This is a genomic window from Pedobacter riviphilus (assembly GCF_014692875.1).
Lineage (GTDB): Bacteria > Bacteroidota > Bacteroidia > Sphingobacteriales > Sphingobacteriaceae > Pedobacter > Pedobacter riviphilus.
Genome location: NZ_CP061171.1, coordinates 3,834,653 through 3,854,102 on the forward strand (window position 1 = coordinate 3,834,653; position 19,450 = coordinate 3,854,102).

The 19,450-nt window shown below is 37.5% G+C and carries 15 protein-coding genes; 11 read left to right on the plus strand and 4 right to left on the minus strand.

Going from position 1 to position 19,450, the window contains the following annotated elements; translation table 11 throughout:
• Positions 1-5: 5 nt before the first annotated feature.
• Both H9N25_RS15660 and H9N25_RS25125 read right to left on the minus strand, forming a co-directional pair.
• Entirely contained in the window at positions 6-3,236 is a 3,231-nt protein-coding gene (locus H9N25_RS15660; protein ID WP_190326494.1) for a SusC/RagA family TonB-linked outer membrane protein, read from the minus strand.
• Between the two features lie 57 nt (positions 3,237-3,293).
• Positions 3,294-3,419, minus strand: coding sequence for a hypothetical protein (locus H9N25_RS25125; protein ID WP_255524469.1), 126 nt, complete (start codon positions 3,417-3,419; stop codon positions 3,294-3,296).
• A 384-nt stretch (positions 3,420-3,803) separates the two neighbouring features.
• On the opposite strand from H9N25_RS25125, the gene H9N25_RS15665 reads away from it, so the two are divergent.
• On the plus strand, positions 3,804-5,102 hold the full coding sequence (locus tag H9N25_RS15665; RefSeq protein WP_167296882.1) for a DEAD/DEAH box helicase: 1,299 nt from the start codon (positions 3,804-3,806) through the stop codon (positions 5,100-5,102).
• A gap of 407 nt (positions 5,103-5,509) precedes the next feature.
• Here H9N25_RS15665 and leuS read toward each other — a convergent pair whose 3' ends face one another.
• Both leuS and H9N25_RS15675 read right to left on the minus strand, forming a co-directional pair.
• Positions 5,510-8,296 (minus strand): leucine--tRNA ligase, encoded by a 2,787-nt coding sequence (leuS, locus tag H9N25_RS15670; protein ID WP_190326495.1) that lies wholly within the window; start codon positions 8,294-8,296, stop codon positions 5,510-5,512.
• Positions 8,297-8,624: 328 nt separating this feature from the next.
• A complete protein-coding gene (locus H9N25_RS15675; protein ID WP_167296884.1) occupies positions 8,625-9,053 on the minus strand; it encodes a hypothetical protein in 429 nt (142 codons plus the stop codon).
• A 200-nt stretch (positions 9,054-9,253) separates the two neighbouring features.
• Here H9N25_RS15675 and H9N25_RS15680 point away from each other — a divergent pair, with 200 nt between their 5' ends.
• From H9N25_RS15680 to H9N25_RS15725, 10 genes are all read left to right on the plus strand, one after another.
• Positions 9,254-10,132 carry a cell division protein FtsX gene (locus H9N25_RS15680; protein WP_167296885.1) on the plus strand — a complete coding sequence of 293 codons (879 nt, stop codon included), beginning with the start codon at positions 9,254-9,256 and terminating at the stop codon, positions 10,130-10,132.
• A complete protein-coding gene (locus H9N25_RS15685; RefSeq protein WP_167296886.1) occupies positions 10,132-10,359 on the plus strand; it encodes a DUF3098 domain-containing protein in 228 nt (75 codons plus the stop codon). The genes H9N25_RS15680 and H9N25_RS15685 overlap by 1 nt, the downstream gene beginning before the upstream one ends.
• Before the next feature lie 80 nt (positions 10,360-10,439).
• A complete protein-coding gene (locus tag H9N25_RS15690) occupies positions 10,440-11,234 on the plus strand; it encodes an undecaprenyl-diphosphate phosphatase (protein ID WP_190326496.1) in 795 nt (264 codons plus the stop codon).
• A 109-nt stretch (positions 11,235-11,343) separates the two neighbouring features.
• Complete coding sequence (gene truB, locus H9N25_RS15695; protein ID WP_190326497.1) at positions 11,344-12,075, plus strand: tRNA pseudouridine(55) synthase TruB; 732 nt, start codon at positions 11,344-11,346, stop codon at positions 12,073-12,075.
• Positions 12,072-12,932 (plus strand): YitT family protein, encoded by an 861-nt coding sequence (locus H9N25_RS15700; RefSeq protein WP_167296889.1) that lies wholly within the window; start codon positions 12,072-12,074, stop codon positions 12,930-12,932. Before truB ends, H9N25_RS15700 begins: the two co-directional genes overlap by 4 nt.
• Positions 12,933-12,944: 12 nt before the next feature.
• The gene (locus tag H9N25_RS15705) at positions 12,945-13,940 is read left to right on the plus strand and encodes a bifunctional riboflavin kinase/FAD synthetase (RefSeq protein ID WP_190326498.1); all 996 of its coding nucleotides are present in this window, start codon (positions 12,945-12,947) and stop codon (positions 13,938-13,940) included.
• Positions 13,941-14,450: 510 nt separating this feature from the next.
• A complete protein-coding gene (locus tag H9N25_RS15710; protein WP_190326499.1) occupies positions 14,451-16,664 on the plus strand; it encodes a cation:proton antiporter domain-containing protein in 2,214 nt (737 codons plus the stop codon).
• A 94-nt stretch (positions 16,665-16,758) separates the two neighbouring features.
• A complete protein-coding gene (locus H9N25_RS15715) occupies positions 16,759-17,793 on the plus strand; it encodes a DUF2157 domain-containing protein (RefSeq protein ID WP_190326500.1) in 1,035 nt (344 codons plus the stop codon).
• 72 nt (positions 17,794-17,865) lie between these two features.
• Positions 17,866-18,951 (plus strand): PDDEXK nuclease domain-containing protein, encoded by a 1,086-nt coding sequence (locus H9N25_RS15720; protein ID WP_190326501.1) that lies wholly within the window; start codon positions 17,866-17,868, stop codon positions 18,949-18,951.
• A gap of 5 nt (positions 18,952-18,956) precedes the next feature.
• Positions 18,957-19,379: a secondary thiamine-phosphate synthase enzyme YjbQ gene (locus H9N25_RS15725; protein ID WP_167296896.1), complete on the plus strand. Its 423-nt coding sequence runs from the start codon at positions 18,957-18,959 to the stop codon at positions 19,377-19,379.
• Positions 19,380-19,450 lie beyond the last annotated feature (71 nt).

Consider the following 19,450-nt stretch of genomic DNA (forward strand, 5'->3'; position numbering starts at 1 on the left):
TTTAATTAAAATCCAATATTAATACCGATTAAAAACTGACGTGGTGAAGGGTAAACACCCTGATCTACTCCTGGAGCAGAAAAGCCATCTACAATTTGACTTATTTCCGGATCCAATCCGGTGTATTTAGTGATGGTAAATACATTGGTTGCACTAACATACACCCTAATTTTACTGATGCCAGAATTTGGCCCAAAAGCTTTAGCGGTTGGGATGGAGTAGCCAATTTGCAAATTTTTCAACCTTAAAAAACTTCCGTTCTGAATGTAATAACTCGAAGAAGCAAACTCCAGATCAGAGGCTCCGGCATAAGCAGAAGGAATCAGACTTGATGTATTGGTAGGACTCCAGGCATCAAGTAATCTAACACTTTTTGCTCCATCAAAAGAAGGAAAATCTGTAAAATAGCGTGTAGCTTCAAATATATCATTTCCTTTTACACCATATAAGAAAGCCGAAATATCAAAATTCTTGTAAGATGCGTTCAAATTTATACCATAAGTGAAATCAGGATGTGGACTCCCAATAATAGTCCGATCTTTTGGATCAATAATACCATCACCATTAATATCCTGATAACGTAATCCACCAACCCTGGCACCTGAATAAGAAGGGTTATTCTGGATATCGGCGGTACTCTGATAAATTCCTGCAGTTTTATATCCAAAAAACGAACCCAGTGGCGCACCTTCCTGTAAAACACTGGTTTGTAAGCTCCTATAATTGCCATAAACCTGATTGAGAATACCTGGTGCCAACCTTACGATTTTATTGTTATTTTTTGAGAAATTTGCACCAATATCAAATTTAAAAGGGCTATCAGCGCTTCTTCCATAATGATAAGCGACATTAAATTCGACCCCTTTATTACTCATATCACCAATATTTACAAAAGGTGAACTTCCCATTCCTACAATGCTTGCTGGTAGCGGTACCGGGTAAAGCATATCAGTCGTTTTCTTGTTATACCAATCTACTGATCCATCAACAGCTCCACCTAACAAAGTAAAATCAAGACCAATATTTAGGGAGTTTACAGCTTCCCATTTTATATCAGGGTTTTGATAGGCATTTTGTCGCACACCAGTTGTAAGACCATTACCGCCACCAAGAGCATAAGCTGAATTAACAATAGAACTTTGAAATCTATTGATATATTGATACCCTGGTATCCGTTGGTTTCCGGTTTGGCCATATCCAACACGAAGTTTCAAATCGCTAATCCATTTGATACTTTTCATAAACTCCTCTTCAGATAACCTCCATGCAGCACTTGCTGCCGGGAAATTACCATACTTATTAGCAGAACCGAAGTTAGATGAACCATCCCTACGGATAGTAAAACTGGCGAGATAACGATCATTAAAGGAATAATCGAGCTTTGCAAACACGGAGAATAGTGACCCTATTGCTCCGCTACTGGCATTGCTGATGTTTGAAGAACCTGTATTCAAATAATAATAATCCGGATTGCCCAAAAGAAAGAAATCATTTCTTCCTCCAGTTAATTGTCTGGTTCTGGATCTGATTGCCTCCGTACCAATTAATGCATTTAAACTGTGTTTTTCAGCAAATTTTTTGTTATAATTTAAAGTATTAGTCCAGGTCCATTCCGTATTATATCCTTGGATTTCGCTTAAATTATTTGAATTATTGCCTTCAGAGAATTCCAAATTTGGATAACGCATAGATAAGCTATTGTAATTCTCGTAACGTATCCCAAAATTGGTTTTTAATACTAAACCCGGAATAATATCACCCTCACCGAAGATATTCCCAAAAAAGAAGTTGTTTTTATTAACATTATCCTTTGCTCTGAATAGAAATGCGAGTGGATTCTCTGCATTTCCCAACTGACTACCGCGGCTACCGGCAAAATTTCCGGCAATGTCGTAAACCGGGATAATTGTTGGAATACGGTATGCCCATCCTAAAGCACTTCCCTGATCCTGATAACCACCAGGAGTATTCGGGTTAACGCCAAACCCAACACCTTCAGAGTAACTATATTGTGCATTTTCTCCGAAACGTACCCTTTTATTAAAAGCAGATATCGCAGTATTCGATCTAAAACTATAACGTTTAAAACCTGTGTATTTTATTGTTCCTTTTTGGTTCAGGTATCCGGCACTAATAGAATAGGTTGCATTGTCTGAACCACCCAGCGCGCTAATATTATAATTCTGAACTGGTGCAGATTCAGTTATCTCATCAAACCAATTGGTACCTTGCTTATTTGCTTTTGTAATCTGATAAAACAGATTTGGATCACGGCTATAGTTGTACTTGGAAGGATCTGCATCTGCGGCAGTAACATTCTGACCGAGTTTTAAACCTGCCACCAAATATTCAGGCAATACCGGTACCGTACCCGAACCATAGTTATCTCCAGCAGCAACAGGCTTTCCGGCATTAGTATACCCATTAAATACATATTGAGCATATTGTTGAGGATTCATCATTTTTGGGAAGCTATTTTTTCTTGGCAACTGTGTGCCATAGTAAGAATCAAGCGTAATTTTTGGTACTCCGGCCAAGCCTTTTTTAGTGGTAATAATTACCACACCATTATTTGCTCTTGAACCATATATAGAAGCCGAAGAAGCATCTTTCAATACCTGCATGCTTTCGATATCATTCTGGTTAAGCCATGATAGTTTTCCCTCAAACGGAACCCCATCAATTACGTAGAGTGGGTCATTATTATTAATGGTACTAAAGCCCCGGATTCTGATTTGTGGCGTTGAACCAGGAGCCCCGTCATTTACAATTTGTACCCCTGTTGCTTTTCCTTGCAATGCTTCTACAGCGCTGGCAGCAGGCTGGGCCTTTAACAGTTCCATGCTTACCACAGCCACAGAACCAGTTAAGTCTTTCTTCCGCTGAGAAGAATAGCCAGTCACTACAACCTCTGTTAGGTTATTATTGTCGGCTTGTAAAGTAACGGAGATATTGGTTTGATTTCCTACAGCAATTTCTTTACTGCCGTAACCTACAAAGGAGATAACCAACACATCGGTAGGTTTTACGCTCAGCGAGAAGGCGCCATTTTCATCAGTAGAGGTACCACCGCTGCCATTTTTAATTTTGATTGTGGCACCAACCACAGGTAATTTGTCATCACTGGCAATAACTTTACCAGTGATTTTTGATTGGGCCATGGCGCCAAGGGCAAATAACATCCCCAAACACAAGAGAAGAAAACTCCTCTTGATACAAGATAGATTTTGTTTCATAGGTTTATATTGATTAGGTGAAATAATGCGTACTCGTACAGCCGATGCGCTTTTAGATTAATAAGCTAACAGCATCAGTTTATCGCCATCAATTACGACGACATATTTAAGTGGCTTAGTTTGCCGGATTGCGGCATACAAGAAGAATGGATTTCTCCTGTCAATAGGTAGATTTTTTCTCATAAGTAGGTGGTTAGATAGGCTTGTAGGTATTATTTTATTTATGATTACATAGTGATATTTTTTAGTAAACAATGCATTAGTGTATAATGTACACTTCAATAAAAATAAATATACATATAAAAAGTAATTATAATACAAAAAATACATTTATAAATAGACTATAAAATACTAACTAAAAGGATTAATGCGTTAGATCAATAACAGCAATAAATAACGATTTGAGGTTACATTTACCAAATAACATATTGTCATACATTTTTTGTATCTTTGCCGCCGAAGCAGGAATAAGGGCTTGCCATTCTGAATGGCATATTCTCTCCGCAAGTTAGTCCTTCAATAAATGATTGTTCTAGCTTCTTCGATAAATATTACACAGAAACATACATGTTATTCAAAGAATTAAACCTCATTGAGCCTATTCTAAAGGCCCTTGAGACAGAAGGTTATACACAACCAACACCAATACAGGAGCAGTCTATTCCAACGATATTAAAAGGTAAAGACTTATTAGGTTGCGCACAAACCGGCACCGGAAAAACAGCAGCCTTTGCCATCCCGATGTTGCAGTTACTGCACGAAAAACACATCAACACCAAAGCAACCAAAAATATAAAGGCACTAGTTTTAACACCCACACGCGAGCTGGCCATCCAGATTGAAGAAAGTTTTAAAGCTTATGGCCGTCATTTAAATCTACGCCATCTGGTAATTTTTGGTGGCGTAAATCAACACTCGCAGGTAGAAGCCTTAAGAAAAGGTGTTGATATTTTAGTGGCAACACCTGGCCGTTTATTAGATTTAATGAACCAGGGTTTCATTAGCTTAAACACCATCGAATTATTCGTATTGGATGAGGCCGATCGTATGCTCGATATGGGCTTTATTCACGACGTAAAAAGAGTGGTGGCTAAATTACCAGCTAAACGCCAGACTTTATTTTTCTCGGCAACCATGCCAGATGAAATCCAGAAGTTGGCCAATACGATTTTATCTAGCCCGACAAAAGTAGAAGTTACCCCTATTTCTTCTACGGCCGAAACGATTGTTCAATCGGTTTATTTTGTAGACAAACCTGATAAAAAGAAATTATTGATCCACCTTCTTGAGGATAAAAAGATCGAAACTGCTTTGGTTTTTACCCGTACCAAACATGGTGCAGATCGTATTGTTAAGGATTTGGCCCATGCAGGCATTAAAGCCGCCGCCATTCACGGTAATAAATCGCAAAATGCCAGACAAAGGGCATTAACTGATTTTAAAGACAGAAAAATCCGCGTTTTGGTCGCTACCGATATTGCTGCTCGTGGTATTGATATTGATCAGTTATCACATGTTTTCAATTTCGAATTGCCGAATATCCCTGAATCTTATGTACACAGAATTGGCCGTACAGGCCGTGCTGGTGCAAATGGTATTGCCATTTCTTTCTGCGATGCGGAAGAAAACGAATACTTATTGGATATCCAGAAGCTAATCAAAATTACACTTCCGGTTGTAGATGATCATCCTTATCCACTAAGCTGGGAAAGTATGCTGGCTAAAAACCAGGTTAAACGTAAACCACAAGCCCAATCTAAAGGTGGTGGCGGTGCTAAAAAAGGTGGTGATGGCAATATGAGCGGCAAACCACGCAACGCCAGCAACAACAGAAGATTTGGTGGCAATAGAAGAAAAAGAGACTAGATCATATCAACCGTCATTCTGAACTTGTTTCAGAATCGTACTTGAAGATAGATGCTGACCACGTAGTAGCTACAAGGCAATTGAAAATACTATGTCTACTTGTAAAATAAATTCAGCATGACGTATTGTAAGCATGATCACAATTTTATTAGACAAAAACCCGGATTACGAAACGTAGTCCGGGTTTTGTTTTTTATCGCTTTAGTCTAACCTGATAATCAATGAATTAAAACGCCGCGTCATTCCCAACTTAACTTGATTGGGAATCGCAATCCGATAGCTTTAAGATTAGCTTCGCTGAGCACTTCGTGGTTCCCGCCTGCGCGGGAACGACGGAACTTTTTATATTTCTAGCTTAGGCAAGCGCAAGGAAACCTTTCCGCTTTAGTCTTTTAGCTTTAGACTCCTTAAACAACTACATTAATAATCTTTCCTTTAACAAAAATGATCTTTTTGGTTGGTTTTCCGTCTAAGAATTTCTGGAATTGCTCATCGGCCAATAAAATGCTTTCAACTTCAGGCTGAGCCAATGTTAAACTCAAATTCAGGTTCATTTTCATTTTGCCATTAATTGAAACCGGATAGGCAAACTCATCTTCAACCAGATATTCAGGTTTAAATGTTGGGAAAGCAGTATAAGATAAAGTTCCGGCTTCATTACCTAACAACAGCCAAAGTTCTTCGCAAATATGTGGCGCATAAGGCGAAAGGATAATCACCATATCTTCCAAAATCTGACGGTTTTTACATTTCAGATCCGTTAATTCATTTACCGCAATCATAAAGCTCGATACAGAGGTATTGAATGAAAAACGCTCAATATCATCCTGCACCTTTTTAATGATTTTATGCAGCGATTTTAACTCCGCTTTTGTAGGTACCGCATCGTTTACGTGGAAAGTCCAGTCTTCATTGTGGAACAAACGCCAGAATTTACGCAAGAATTTAAATACACCTTCAATACCATTGGTGTTCCAAGGTTTGCTTTGCTCTAACGGGCCCAAAAACATTTCATACATCCGTAAAGTATCTGCCCCGTAACGCTCAATCAAATCATCGGGATTAACCACATTGAATTTTGATTTCGACATTTTTTCTACTTCAACACCGCAAATGTATTTTCCACCTTCCAGAATAAATTCTACATTGGCATATTCTTCTCTCCAGGCTTTAAATTTAGCAATATCTAAAGTATCGTTTTCAACAATGTTCACGTCAACGTGCAATGCCGAGGTTTTATATTCTTTTCTTAATCCAGCTGATACGTAGGTATTGGTAGGTTTTCCGTTCTCATCGTTAATGCGGTAAACAAAATTACTTCTACCCTGGATCATGCCCTGGTTAATCAGTTTTTTGAAAGGCTCTTCTTCTTTGGTATAACCTAAATCTTTCAAAAATTTATTCCAGAAACGGCTGTACAGTAAGTGACCCGTTGCGTGTTCAGAACCACCAATATACAAATCGACATCTTTCCAGTACTCAACCGCTTCTTTTGAAGCAAAATCGTTATTGTTATTGGCATCCATATAACGGTACCAGTACCAGCTGCTTCCTGCCCAACCCGGCATGGTGCTTAATTCATAATGTCCGCCATCTTTAGGAACCCAGTCTTCGGCTCTGGCCAAAGGTGGTTCACCTGTTTCGGTTGGTAAATATTTATCTATTTCGGGTAATAACAATGGCAATTCCTCTTCCTGTACCAGATAAGGCAATCCATCTTTAAAATAAACCGGAATTGGCTCTCCCCAATAGCGCTGGCGACCAAAAATCGCATCACGCTGACGGAAATTTACTTTTGCCTTGCCTGCGCCACGTTCTTCTAACCAGTTATTTAAAAAGGCAACAGCCTCTTTATAGTCCATTCCGTTAATGAAACCAGAATTGATATATTTTCCTTCCTTGGTTGGATCTGCCTGCACATCAATATCTTTCTGTGCGTCTAAAATCTGTACAATCGGCAAATTAAAATGTTTAGCAAATAACCAGTCGCGTTGGTCGCCACTCGGAACGCCCATCACCGCACCAGTTCCGTAACCTGCCAATACATAATCGGCAATCCATAACTGAACGCGTTCACCGCTTACCGGATTGATAACATATGTACCTGTAAAAGCGCCAGATACCGTTTTGGTATCGGCCATACGGTCTAACTCTGATTTCTTTTTGGTTAAAGAAATATAATCTTCGATAGCCTGTTTTTGTTCTGGAGTGGTTAATTCTGCCACCCACTCATGCTCTGGGGCCAAAACCAGGTAAGAAACCCCAAAAATGGTATCTACACGGGTGGTAAAAACTTCAATCTGTTTATCGTTTCCTTCTACCTGAAACTTCACTGATGCACCTACGCTTTTACCAATCCAGTTGCGTTGCATTTCTTTAATCGGTTCCGGCCAATCAATGGTATCTAAACCTTGCAAAAGCCTGTCAGAATAAGCGGTAATCCGCATGCTCCATTGCATCATTTTCTTTTGCTCAACAGGGAAACCGCCACGTTCAGAGAAACCATCTTTAACTTCATCGTTCGCCAAAACGGTTCCTAAAGCCGGGCACCAGTTTACAGTACTCTCGCGAAGATAAGTTAAGCGGTATTTTAACAATTCAATCTGTTTCTCTTCATCGGTAAAGGTTGCCCAATCGCTAGGCATAAATTCTTTAGTATCCTCATCACAAACGGCTTTAACATCAGCTGTACCAGAAGCATTGAACTTTTCTATTAAAGTGGTAATATCTTCTGCCCTATCGTTTTCTAGGTTGTACCACGAGTTGAACAACTGCATAAAAATCCATTGCGTCCACTTATAATAAGAAGGCTCGCTGGTACGCACTTCTCTACTCCAATCGAAAGAAAAACCAATCTGATCCAGCTGCCTGCGGTAGGTTGCAATGTTTGCTTCGGTGGTAATGGCTGGATGCTGTCCGGTTTGTATGGCGTATTGCTCTGCTGGTAGTCCGAACGAATCATATCCCATTGGATGCAATACGTTGAAACCTTTAAGGCGTTTATATCTTGAAAAAATATCTGATGCAATGTAACCCAGTGGGTGACCAACGTGCAGGCCTGCTCCTGATGGATAAGGAAACATATCTAACACATAATATTTTGGTTTTTCAGAATTGTTTTCGGCCTTAAACGTTTGATGATCTGCCCAAAATTTCTGCCACTTTTGTTCTATTTCTTTGAATTGGTAATCCATTGCAAGTTTTAAATTTTTAAAGGGGCGAAAATACGGAAATTAAGGGGCTTAAAAAAGCAGATTAATGATAATATTTTGCCAGCAGAAATGCAGAATTAGAAGAGGTTAAGGGTAAAACCTCGGCGCCTTTTGTGTAGTCAGATGTTACCATCTGACTACAGGTTATTTAAAATAAGGAAATACCTAGAATATGTGCTTTTAGTCAGTTGGCAACAACAGACACCACAATTAGGAGCTGACACCACCACTAGCCACCTGTATCACCACAAAAAAATGCGCCATTGATTTTAAAACCAATGGCGCAGCAAATAATCGAGGGATTAAGATCTTATCTTGATAAAGAATATACTTTAGTAACGTTTGTTTTATCAATTTTAGCAGTAAACTCTAATTTGTTTGCAGTAATACTGTTTACTTTACAATAATTCAATCCATCGTTAATGTCCATACTAAATTGATCTGAGTAAATAATTACATACGTTCCAATTGTTCTGTTACCCGATAAACTTAGCTCTACCTGGTCATCGTTATTTGATTTGTAGTCAATATAATCACTTGTTGTACCGTAGGTAACAGTCCCATTAACCTTTTTTGGATCTTTCAATGTTTCTTCAGCAGTATAACCGGAAGTTACAATTTTATTTAAGGTCCAACGCCCCATCATTTGGGCTTTTAAAGAAGTATCATCTTTTTTGCAAGAAACAATTGTAGAGGCGATAAGTAAGAATAGGCTTAGAATAGTAATTTGTCTTTTCATAGTTAAATTTAGTTTTAAGATATCTATAATTAACGCCGTATCAACAAATTTCGTACCGCCTTTCAAAAAAAAGCAAATTTTGTTTAAGAATTTAATTCTCAAACTAAAAGCGAATCGCATACGTTAGTATTCATTTAGCAATCATTAATTGGTGTTTATCAGGTATAATTTATATTTTCGCAGAAACAAAAATGAAATACATGGAAGAATTCGAAGTAAGTGATGCATCCAAGAAAACCAAAACCGTTTATATTTCTACTATAATCAGTATTGCCTTGGTTTTACTAATGCTGGGGCTGCTTGGTTTGGTACTTGTACATGCCAAAAACCTGTCTAACTACGTTAAAGAAAACATCGTTTTAAACATTATTGTTGATGAAGGTGCAAAAGAAGCCGATGTTTTAGCCTTTCAGAAAGAGTTAAATGCAAATCCTGCAGTAAAACAAACTCAATATGTAAACAAAGAGCTTGCCGCAAGAAATTTAACCCAGGATTTAGGTGAAGATTTTGTTAACTTTTTAGGATACAACCCACTAACTTCTACCTTTGATGTGTATTTAAAAGCGGAATATGCGAATAACAAAAGTATTGATGCCTTAAAAGCAAATATTTCTAAAAACCCTGTGGTTAAAGAAGTGGTTTACCAAAGTTCTTTAATTGATATGGTAAATAAAAATATTAATACTATCGGTTTAATTATTTTAGCCTTTGCAGCATTACTACTGATTATCTCTATAGCACTGATTAACAACACAATAAGATTAGCAATCTACTCGCAGCGCTTTTTAATTAAAAGTATGCAGCTGGTTGGTGCAACGAAAAACTTTATTAGACGTCCTTTCTTATTGTATGCTGCTTTGCACGGCCTAATTGCCGCATTTATTGCCATTATTATTTTACTGGCAACTTTAATTTATGCCCGCAAAGAGGTACCAGAGATTATTATTTTAAATAACTACCAGGAATTTGGCTTCGTATTTATAGGCCTTTTAATTGTGGGTATTTTTATAACAGGTATTAGTACATGGTTTGCAGTAAGCAGATATTTACGTTTAAAATCTTATCATCTTTATAGATAATGGCAGAAAAAAAAACAGGTCCGGTTGTAAAGGACGTTAAAAGCGAATTGGTTTTTACCAAGAAAAACTACCAGTTATTGTTAATCAGCATTGCAATTGTTGCAGTTGGCTTTATATTAATGATGGGTACCACTGGCAATATTTATGATTTCAGAAGAACTTTACTGGCACCGATAGTGGTGTTAGCGGGTTTTGCTTTTGGTATTTATGCTATCCTAAAAAAATAATTTTATCCTAAAGGATTATACTTGAAAACGCTTAATTTACTGGTTAAGCGTTTTCTTTATTTCTTATCTTTTCTAAAAATATGAACTCTTTTGAAGCCATTGTCCTTGCCATTGTTGAAGGATTAACTGAATTTTTGCCTGTATCGAGCACCGGACACATGATTATTGCCTCGTCTTTAATGGGCATTGCATCAGAACCATTTGTAAAACTTTTCACCATTGCGATACAATTGGGTGCAATACTTTCGGTTGTTGTACTCTATTTCAAAAGATTTTTCAAATCAATAAATTTCTACATTAAATTAATAGTCGCATTTATTCCGGCGGCAGTATTTGGCCTGCTATTAAGCAAAAAAATCGACGAGTTACTGGAAAGCCCAATGGCTGTTGGTATTTCGCTATTAGTTGGCGGTGTTATCTTATTATTTGTTGATAAATGGTTCAACAAACCAACCATTAATGAAGAGGAGAACGTAACCTATTTAACGGCATTGAAAATCGGTTTCTTCCAATGTATTGCCATGATACCGGGCGTATCGCGCTCGGGAGCCACTATTGTTGGTGGTATGAGTCAGAAATTAAGCAGAAAAGTTGCCGCAGAATTTTCATTCTTCTTAGCAGTACCTACCATGTTTGCTGCAACAGCGAAAAAACTTTACGATTTTTATAAAGAAGGGCACACCATTACCCATGAGCAAACGAACCTCTTAATTATTGGTAATGTAGTTGCTTTTGTAGTGGCACTTTTGGCGATAAAAAGTTTTATCGGGTACTTAAACAAAAATGGTTTCAAGGTTTTTGGATGGTATAGAATTGCTGCTGGTTTAATTATTATCATCTTATTGCTCAGCGGACACAAATTACAGATTATATAATCCCGGAATATTAACTACAGGTCTACACAGATGATTGTTATCTGTGCGCATCCTTTTCATCTGTGGTAAAAAACGACATTGAATCCGTATCTTTGCGCAAAAAAGATTTGTGAGTACCGAAAATTCAAAATTCAAAGACTTCAATTTTGCTGAAGGCGAATTGCTTTTAATTAACAAACCATACAAATGGACTTCATTTGATGTGGTGGGCAAAATCCGTAATTCTTTAAAACCGCTAAAACTAAAGGTTGGTCATGCCGGCACTTTAGATCCACTTGCTACAGGCTTGCTAATTATCTGTACAGGGAAATTAACTAAGCAGATAGATACTTTCCAGGCTGAAGAGAAAGAATATACCGGTACTATGATTTTGGGTGCTACTACCCCATCATTCGATATGGAGACTGAGGTAGATCAAAGTTTTGACATCAGTAATATTACAAAAGACGAAATTTACGCTGCATGTAAACCATTTATTGGCGATATAGAACAATATCCACCCGCACACTCTGCTGTAAAGGTAAATGGCGAACGGTTATATGTAAAAGCAAGATTAGGCGAAGAAGTAGAGCTACGCAAACGTTTTGTAAGTGTTCCTGAATTTGAAATTACCCGGATCGAACTGCCAGAAATCGATTTTAGAATTGTATGTAGTAAAGGCACTTACATCCGTTCATTAATATCCGATTTTGGTAAAACTTTAAATAGCGGGGCTTATCTTTCCAAACTTACCCGTACCCGAAGCGGAAACTTTTTGTTAAAAGATGCGTTTGAGGTATTAGAACTTGTTAATTATATTCGTACGAAGAAAGAAGAAGCTAAAACTGAAGCAGAGGCATGAACCACGTCAAAAACAGGAATACCAGGTTTATAAAAGAAATTCTTTTAATTATTGCAGGTGTAACTTCGGCATGTTTCGGCTTAAAAAGCTTTTTAATGCCCAGCCATTTTATTGATGGCGGTGTTACGGGTATTTCTCTTTTGCTAAGCACCTTAACTGGCTGGAACTTATCGTACCTTATTGCCATAATCAATATTCCATTTGTTATTTTAGGTTACAGGCAGATTGGTAAAGGCTTTGCTCTTAAAACTGCTATTGCCATTGCTGCACTCTCATTGGCGCTAATTATCCTACCCTTTCAGCCCATTACACACGATAAATTGCTTATTGCATTTTTTGGCGGTTTATTTTTAGGTGGGGGGATTGGATTGGCCATGCGTGGTGGCTGCGTAATTGATGGTACAGAGGTTTTAGCACTCTACATTAGTAAAAACAGCATTTTAACTGTTGGAAATATCATCCTGATTTTAAATATCATTATTTTTGCTTTCGCTGCTTATTTCTTAAATATCGAAACGGCGCTGTATGCCATTCTAACGTATTTATCAGCGTCGAGCACTATCGATTTCATCGTAAACGGTATAGAACAATACACGGGTGTGACCATTATTTCAGAACATCAGGAAGCCATAAAGGGGTTCATTATTAACGAAATGAAACGTGGTGTAACCATTTATAAAGGCGAAGGTGGTTACGGAGAAAAGAAAGATATCGACATTATTTTCACCGTTGTTACCAAGTTAGAGATGAGCAAGTTACAAACCGCTATCCGGCAGATTGATTCGGATGCCTTTGTAATACAACAACAGATTGCCGATTTAAAAGGCGGGGTGGTTAAACGCCATGCCTTACATTAATTTCTTATCCCATTGAAGATATACAATAACCTTTCGGATTTTAAAAAATTAGATAATGCCATTGTAACCATTGGCACTTTTGACGGTGTGCACTTCGGACACCAAAAAATCATTAAACAACTGGTACAAAAGGCGAAGGCCGATAATGGAGAAAGTGTAATATTAACTTTTTTCCCCCACCCGAGAATGATTATCGATCCAGAAAACCAGGATCTGAAGATGATCAATACCATTAATGAAAAAGCCGAGATTTTAAAAGGTCTGGGTGTAGATCATTTAATCATCACGCCATTTACAAGAGACTTCTCTAATCAGTTGCCTGAAGATTATATAAAAAACACATTGGTGAATAACATTGGCACCAAGCATATTATTATTGGTTACGACCACCGTTTTGGTAAAGACCGTTCTGGAAATTTAAGCGATTTAAAAGCCGCTGGTTTACATTATGGTTTTAGTGTTGAAGAAATTATGGAGCAGGATATTCATGATGTTGCGGTAAGCTCTACCAAAATCCGTCAGGCATTACTCGCTGGAGATGTAAGTTTAGCCAATGATTATCTGGGTTATCCGTTTTCTATTTTTGGAAGGGTAATTAAAGGTGATAAAATTGGCAGAACAATTGGTTTCCCAACAGCTAATATCTTTGTCGAAGAAACTTATAAACTGATTCCAGGCGATGGCATCTATGCGGTTACTGTTGATATGAGTGCCGAATTTAAAGAAGAAGGTCCAGAATCGACAAACAGATTTCAGACTTCAGACTCTGGACTTCGAACTTATAAAGGAATGGCCTACATTGGGCAGCGACCAACCATTAACGGGATGACCAGAAATATTGAAGTAAATATTTTCGATTTTAACCAGGAAATTTATGGCCAGGATATTAAAATGAACTTTTTGAAATTCCTTCGTCACGACGTAAAATTTACCGGATTAGAAGCCCTAACCATTCAATTACAAAAAGACAAGGAGGCTACTTTAGCTTATTTTGAATCTGTAAGTTAACAGATTTAAATCCAATTTTCCTTTCAAAAAAGCCTCATTTTCGTTATATTAGCGGCAATGAGGCTTTTTTACATCATCTTTTTTCTATCTATCTCCATTAATTTTGCGGCCTTCGCATCGCAGGAAAAAAGAAATGATGTACCATTAAAAAACACCAAAATAAGTTTCATTTCAAGCAAAAAAAATATTAAATCCAATTCCGATTTCAATCAGGACAGTGAAAGTCTGCAAAAAGATTTTATTAACAACCCAATTATAAAAATATCTTCCAGTGCGTTTGTACTAATTACTTTTTTGCTGTTCCTTTTTTTCAAGAACAAAACCATCAATACCAAAGTTATAATCAAGAGATTAAAATATAATTATTGGTGTTTGTTTAAAATGCTCTATCCAAAACATGTTTTTTGGTAAGTAATTTCATTTTTAACCACAATGTGGAGTTTTCAATAAAATGCCAAGTAATAATACTTGGAAATAAATTATTTAATCATCAATACCCATTTTTTATAGATGCATTTACCCGATTTAATTGCCGATTTAGGATTAATCCTTGCTGCTGCAGGGATAACCACCCTCATATTTAAACGAATTAAACAACCCCTGGTTTTAGGTTATATACTGGCTGGCCTGTTGGTTGGCTCACATTTAGATTTTTTTCCTTCAGTTACCGATACAAAAAGCATCAATATTTGGGGTGAAATAGGCGTAATTTTCCTTTTATTCAGTTTAGGTTTAGAATTCAGTTTTAAAAAACTGGTTAAAGTTGGCGGTTCAGCCTCTATTACGGCGATTGTAAAAGTCCTTTTTATCATTCTAGCGGGCTACTTAGTCGGTAAAGCAATGGGTTGGAAAGACATGGATAGTTTATTCTTAGGGGGGATTTTGTCCATCTCATCAACAATGATTACCATTAAGGCCTTTGAAGAACTTGGTTTAAAACATAAAAAGTTTGCTGGCCTGGTTTTCGGGGTTTTAATTGTTGAAGATCTGGTGGCCATCTTGTTACTGGTATTATTCTCTACCCTGGCGGTTAGTCAGCAATCGGCAGGTACAGAAATGCTTTATTCCATCTTAAAACTGGCTTTTTTCCTGGTACTTTGGTTCCTGGGCGGAATATTCCTGGTTCCATCATTTCTCAAAGCAACCAAGAAATTAATGAATGACGAAACCATGTTGGTGGTATCGTTAGCCTTATGTTTGGTAATGGTATTACTGGCCGATAAGGTGGGCTTCTCTCCTGCCCTGGGTGCATTTATTATGGGTTCCATTTTAGCAGAAACCACACAGGCAGAAAGAATCGAACATTTAACTAAATCGGTAAAGGATTTATTCGCAGCAGTGTTTTTTGTTTCAGTTGGTATGCTGATTGATCCTTCCATGCTGGTTAAGTATTGGGTTCCAATTTTAGTAGCTACCGTGGTTATTATCTTCGGGAAAATCATATTTACCATATTAGGTGCATTATTATCTGGCCAGCCGCTAAAAACTTCGGTACAATCAGGTATGAGTTTGGCACAGATTGGCGAGTTTTCATTCATCATTGCCTCATTAGGTTTAACACTTAAAGTAACCAGCAATTTCCTCTATCCTATCGCGGTAGCAGCAGCGGCGATCACGACCTTTACTACACCATATTTAATTAAACTATCTGAGCCTTTTTACCAGTATTTGAACCGTGTTTTACCAAAAAAATGGCTTAATGGTATCGAAAGATATAGCTCCAGTACCGAAGGGATTACCACCTTAAGCGATTGGAAGGTTTTATTGAGGTCTTATATCTTTAATACGATTATCCACTCGGTAATCATCATAGCAATCATATTTCTGGCTTACCGATATGTTCAGCCTTTTATTGTAAGCAATATTTCCGATAGTTTAACTTCTATTATTATCAGTGTAGTGGTTTCGTTTATTTTAATGTCGCCATTTTTATGGGCGTTATCTATCCGAAGGATCCAGCGAACAGCCTATTCCCACCTTTGGCTGAACAAAAAATATACCCGGGGCCCGTTAATTGCCATTGAGTTTTTCAGAATTGCCTTAGGGATTTTCTTTGTAGGTTTTTTAATGTATGAGTTTTTTGATACCTGGATTGCCGCTGTAATTGCATTGGGTTTAATTGTCATCGGTATGATCATTTTCTCGCGAAAATTACAGTCATTTTATGATAAACTGGAAAGGCGTTTCATGTTGAACCTGAACGCCCGTGAAAGCCAAAAACCAAATATTTTACCTTGGGATACCCACTTAACTGAACTCATTGTTTCTCCCGAATCGGAAGTGGTTGGAAAAACACTCGCCGAATTAATGATCAGGGAAAAATATGGCGTTAACATTGCTTTAATAGAACGTGGAAGAAATAACATTCCAACGCCTGGAAGAGACGAGCGGCTTTATCCAAACGATAAACTGCTATTAATTGGTGCTGATGATCAATTGGCTGCTGTTAAAGCACTTTTAGAAGTTGATGCTCCAGAAACAGCTGAAGAAAGTAATTTCCCAAATAAAGAAATGACCTTGCAAAAGGTAGTTGTTCATGCCGAATCGCCGGTTTATGGATTAAGCATTAGAAATGCAGGTATCCGCGAAAAAGCGCAGGCATTAATTGTTGGCATAGAAAGGGGTACTGATCGGATATTGAATCCTTCATCAGACTTTGTATTCGACAATGGCGATGTAATTTGGATTGTAGGCAATAACAAGAAGATCAAGGAGGTTATATAGATAGTACGGAGTCCTTAGTCCGAAGCCGGAAGTCTATTGACTGAGGACTTTTGACTAAGGACTAAAAAACATATCTTCGTACATAACCTAACCTATGAAAGTCGATAGAGAAAAGAGTGAGTTTCTTGATGATATGATTGAGCAATGGCAAAGTGACGGCTTAATTAATAATGAAACAGGCGATAAACTCCGTAAAAGTTATGAAGCAAAAAACTTCGATTGGTTACGCCTGGCACAGTATGCTTTTTGGGTAGCCCTGGCTTGCGGTTTTATTGCACTTGGATCGCTCCTCATTGATAATTCGATCTTAAACTATTTAAAACGGGTTTACAATACACCAAACATCGTAATTGCTATTGTTTCCGGCGGATTGGCAGCATGGCTTTACATTCTAGGTTTTAAGCGAAAAAAGAAATTGGCCCATTTAAAGTTTAGTAATGAGGCCATCGTTTTTTCTGCCATTTTACTTACTGCGAATGCCATTGCCTATTTCGGGAAAGCGCTGGACAATGGATCTGGCAATTTCTCCATCCTGATTTTAATATCTGTCTTCATTTATGGTGCTTTAGGTTATATCTTCAATTCGCGTTTAATCTGGGTTTTTGCTTTGATATCTTTAGGTGCCTGGTTTGGTACTGAAACAGGTTATTTAAGCCGTTGGAATTATTACTTCCTTGGCATGAATTATCCCTTGCGCTTTGTGGTTTTTGGCGCTGCATTAACCGCAGCATCCTTCATTATGAAAATTTTCCCCAAAACACAAAACTTCTTTCAGGTCACCTATATCGCAGGGATGGTGTACTTGTTTGTATCACTTTGGACCTTATCGGTGTTCGGCAATTTTGCCAGTTTAGAAGAATGGTACAAAGTTAGGCAGCTGAGTTTGTTTTATTGGGCGTTAATTTCAGGAGCCATTTGTGTGGCAAGTACTTTATTTGGTTTAAAATACCGTGATGATATCGCCCGCGAATTCGGGATCACTTTTCTCTTTATTAATCTTTACACACGCTATTTCGAATACTTTTGGGACAGCTGGCATAAAGCTTTATTCTTTTCAGTCCTGGCAGCCTCTTTTTGGTTGATTGGAAGAAAAGCAGAGAAAATATGGAATGTGGAGTTTTTGAAGTAATCGTTAATACCAGTTTGAAGTGAAAAAACTATTCTTCAATTTATAAGATTAATACATTTTATTGTGATAAGCATGCAAGTTGAAAGGCAAAATTTATATACTAAGATTATTGAACTGCTTAACCAAGCGAGGCAAAATGTAGCACAAACCATTAATAATACAATGGCTACCACTTACTTCGAAATTGGCAGAATGATTGTTGAAGAAGAGCAGCAAGGAAAAGAAAAAGCAGAATATGGTAAACGAGTTTTAAAAGAACTCTCGGGAAAACTGGTTGTAAAGTTTGGCAAAGGCTTTTCTGAAACAAATTTGAGGCAAATACGCAATTTTTATTTACTCTATTCAATTCAGCAGACAGTGTCTGCTGAATTGGGAAAAGATCAGACAGCCCCCGACGAATTCAAAAATGAAGAAATTGCCGATACAGTATCTCGTAAATCTATAAATCAGCAGACACTGTCTGCGCAATTCAAACTTACATGGTCTCATTACCTTAAGTTAATGAGAATAACCGATGTAAACGAACGTAATTTCTACGAAGTAGAGGCAATCAAAAACAATTGGAGTCTACGGGAGCTACAACGTCAATATGATTCAGCACTATATGCACGTTTAGCGCTAAGTAAAAATAAAGAAGAGGTAATATCACTTGGGCAAAAGGGACAGGTTATCGAAAAAAGTAAGGACTTAATAAAAGACCCTTATGTATTAGAGTTTTTAGGCTTGCCCGAAAAAAGTTTTTATTCAGAAAATGACTTAGAGCAAAGGTTAATAGATAAACTTGAACATTTTTTATTAGAATTAGGCCATGGCTTTACCTTTGTAGCACGTCAAAAAAGAATAACTTTCGAAGAAAAACATTTCAAAATAGATTTAGTTTTCTATAACCGTATCTTAAAGTGTTTCGTACTTATCGATTTAAAAATCGGAGAATTAAAACATCAAGATATAGGCCAGATGCAGATGTATGTGAACTATTTCGATAGAGAAGTAAAACTTGAGGATGAAAACAAAACCATCGGTATTATCCTTTGTCAAGATAAAAGTGAATCCGTAGTAAGATATACACTTCCAGAAAACAACGAACAAATTTTCGCAAGTAAGTATTTAACGGTTTTACCTAGTGAAAAGGATTTCATTAAAATCATTGAGAATTAATTCAAATGAAAATATACCAGCAAGCTTTAGCTCTTAGAGAACGAAGAAGAGGTTTTCATATCATTACCGACGAAATTGAAGATGCCTTACCGCAGCTTGATGAGATTAACATTGGCATTTGCCAGGTTTTTATACAGCATACTTCCGCTTCTCTTACCATCAACGAAAATGCAGATCCTACGGTTCGGGCTGATTTTGAAATGTTCTTTAATAAAACCGTAAAAGAAAACGATCCCGATTATGAGCATGACTATGAAGGATCGGATGATATGCCTGCGCACTTAAAATCGGCACTTTTGGGCAGTTCTGTAACCATTCCAATCAGAAATGGCCGATTGGCGCTTGGTACCTGGCAGGGCATTTATCTTTGCGAACATCGCAACCATGGCGGGCAAAGAAGATTAATTATTACAGCTTGGGGCGAATAAAATTAGCTCTTCTTAAATTTCAAACAAAAAAAGCTCCGAATTTTAGTCGGAGCTGTATTCTTTGTCGATAG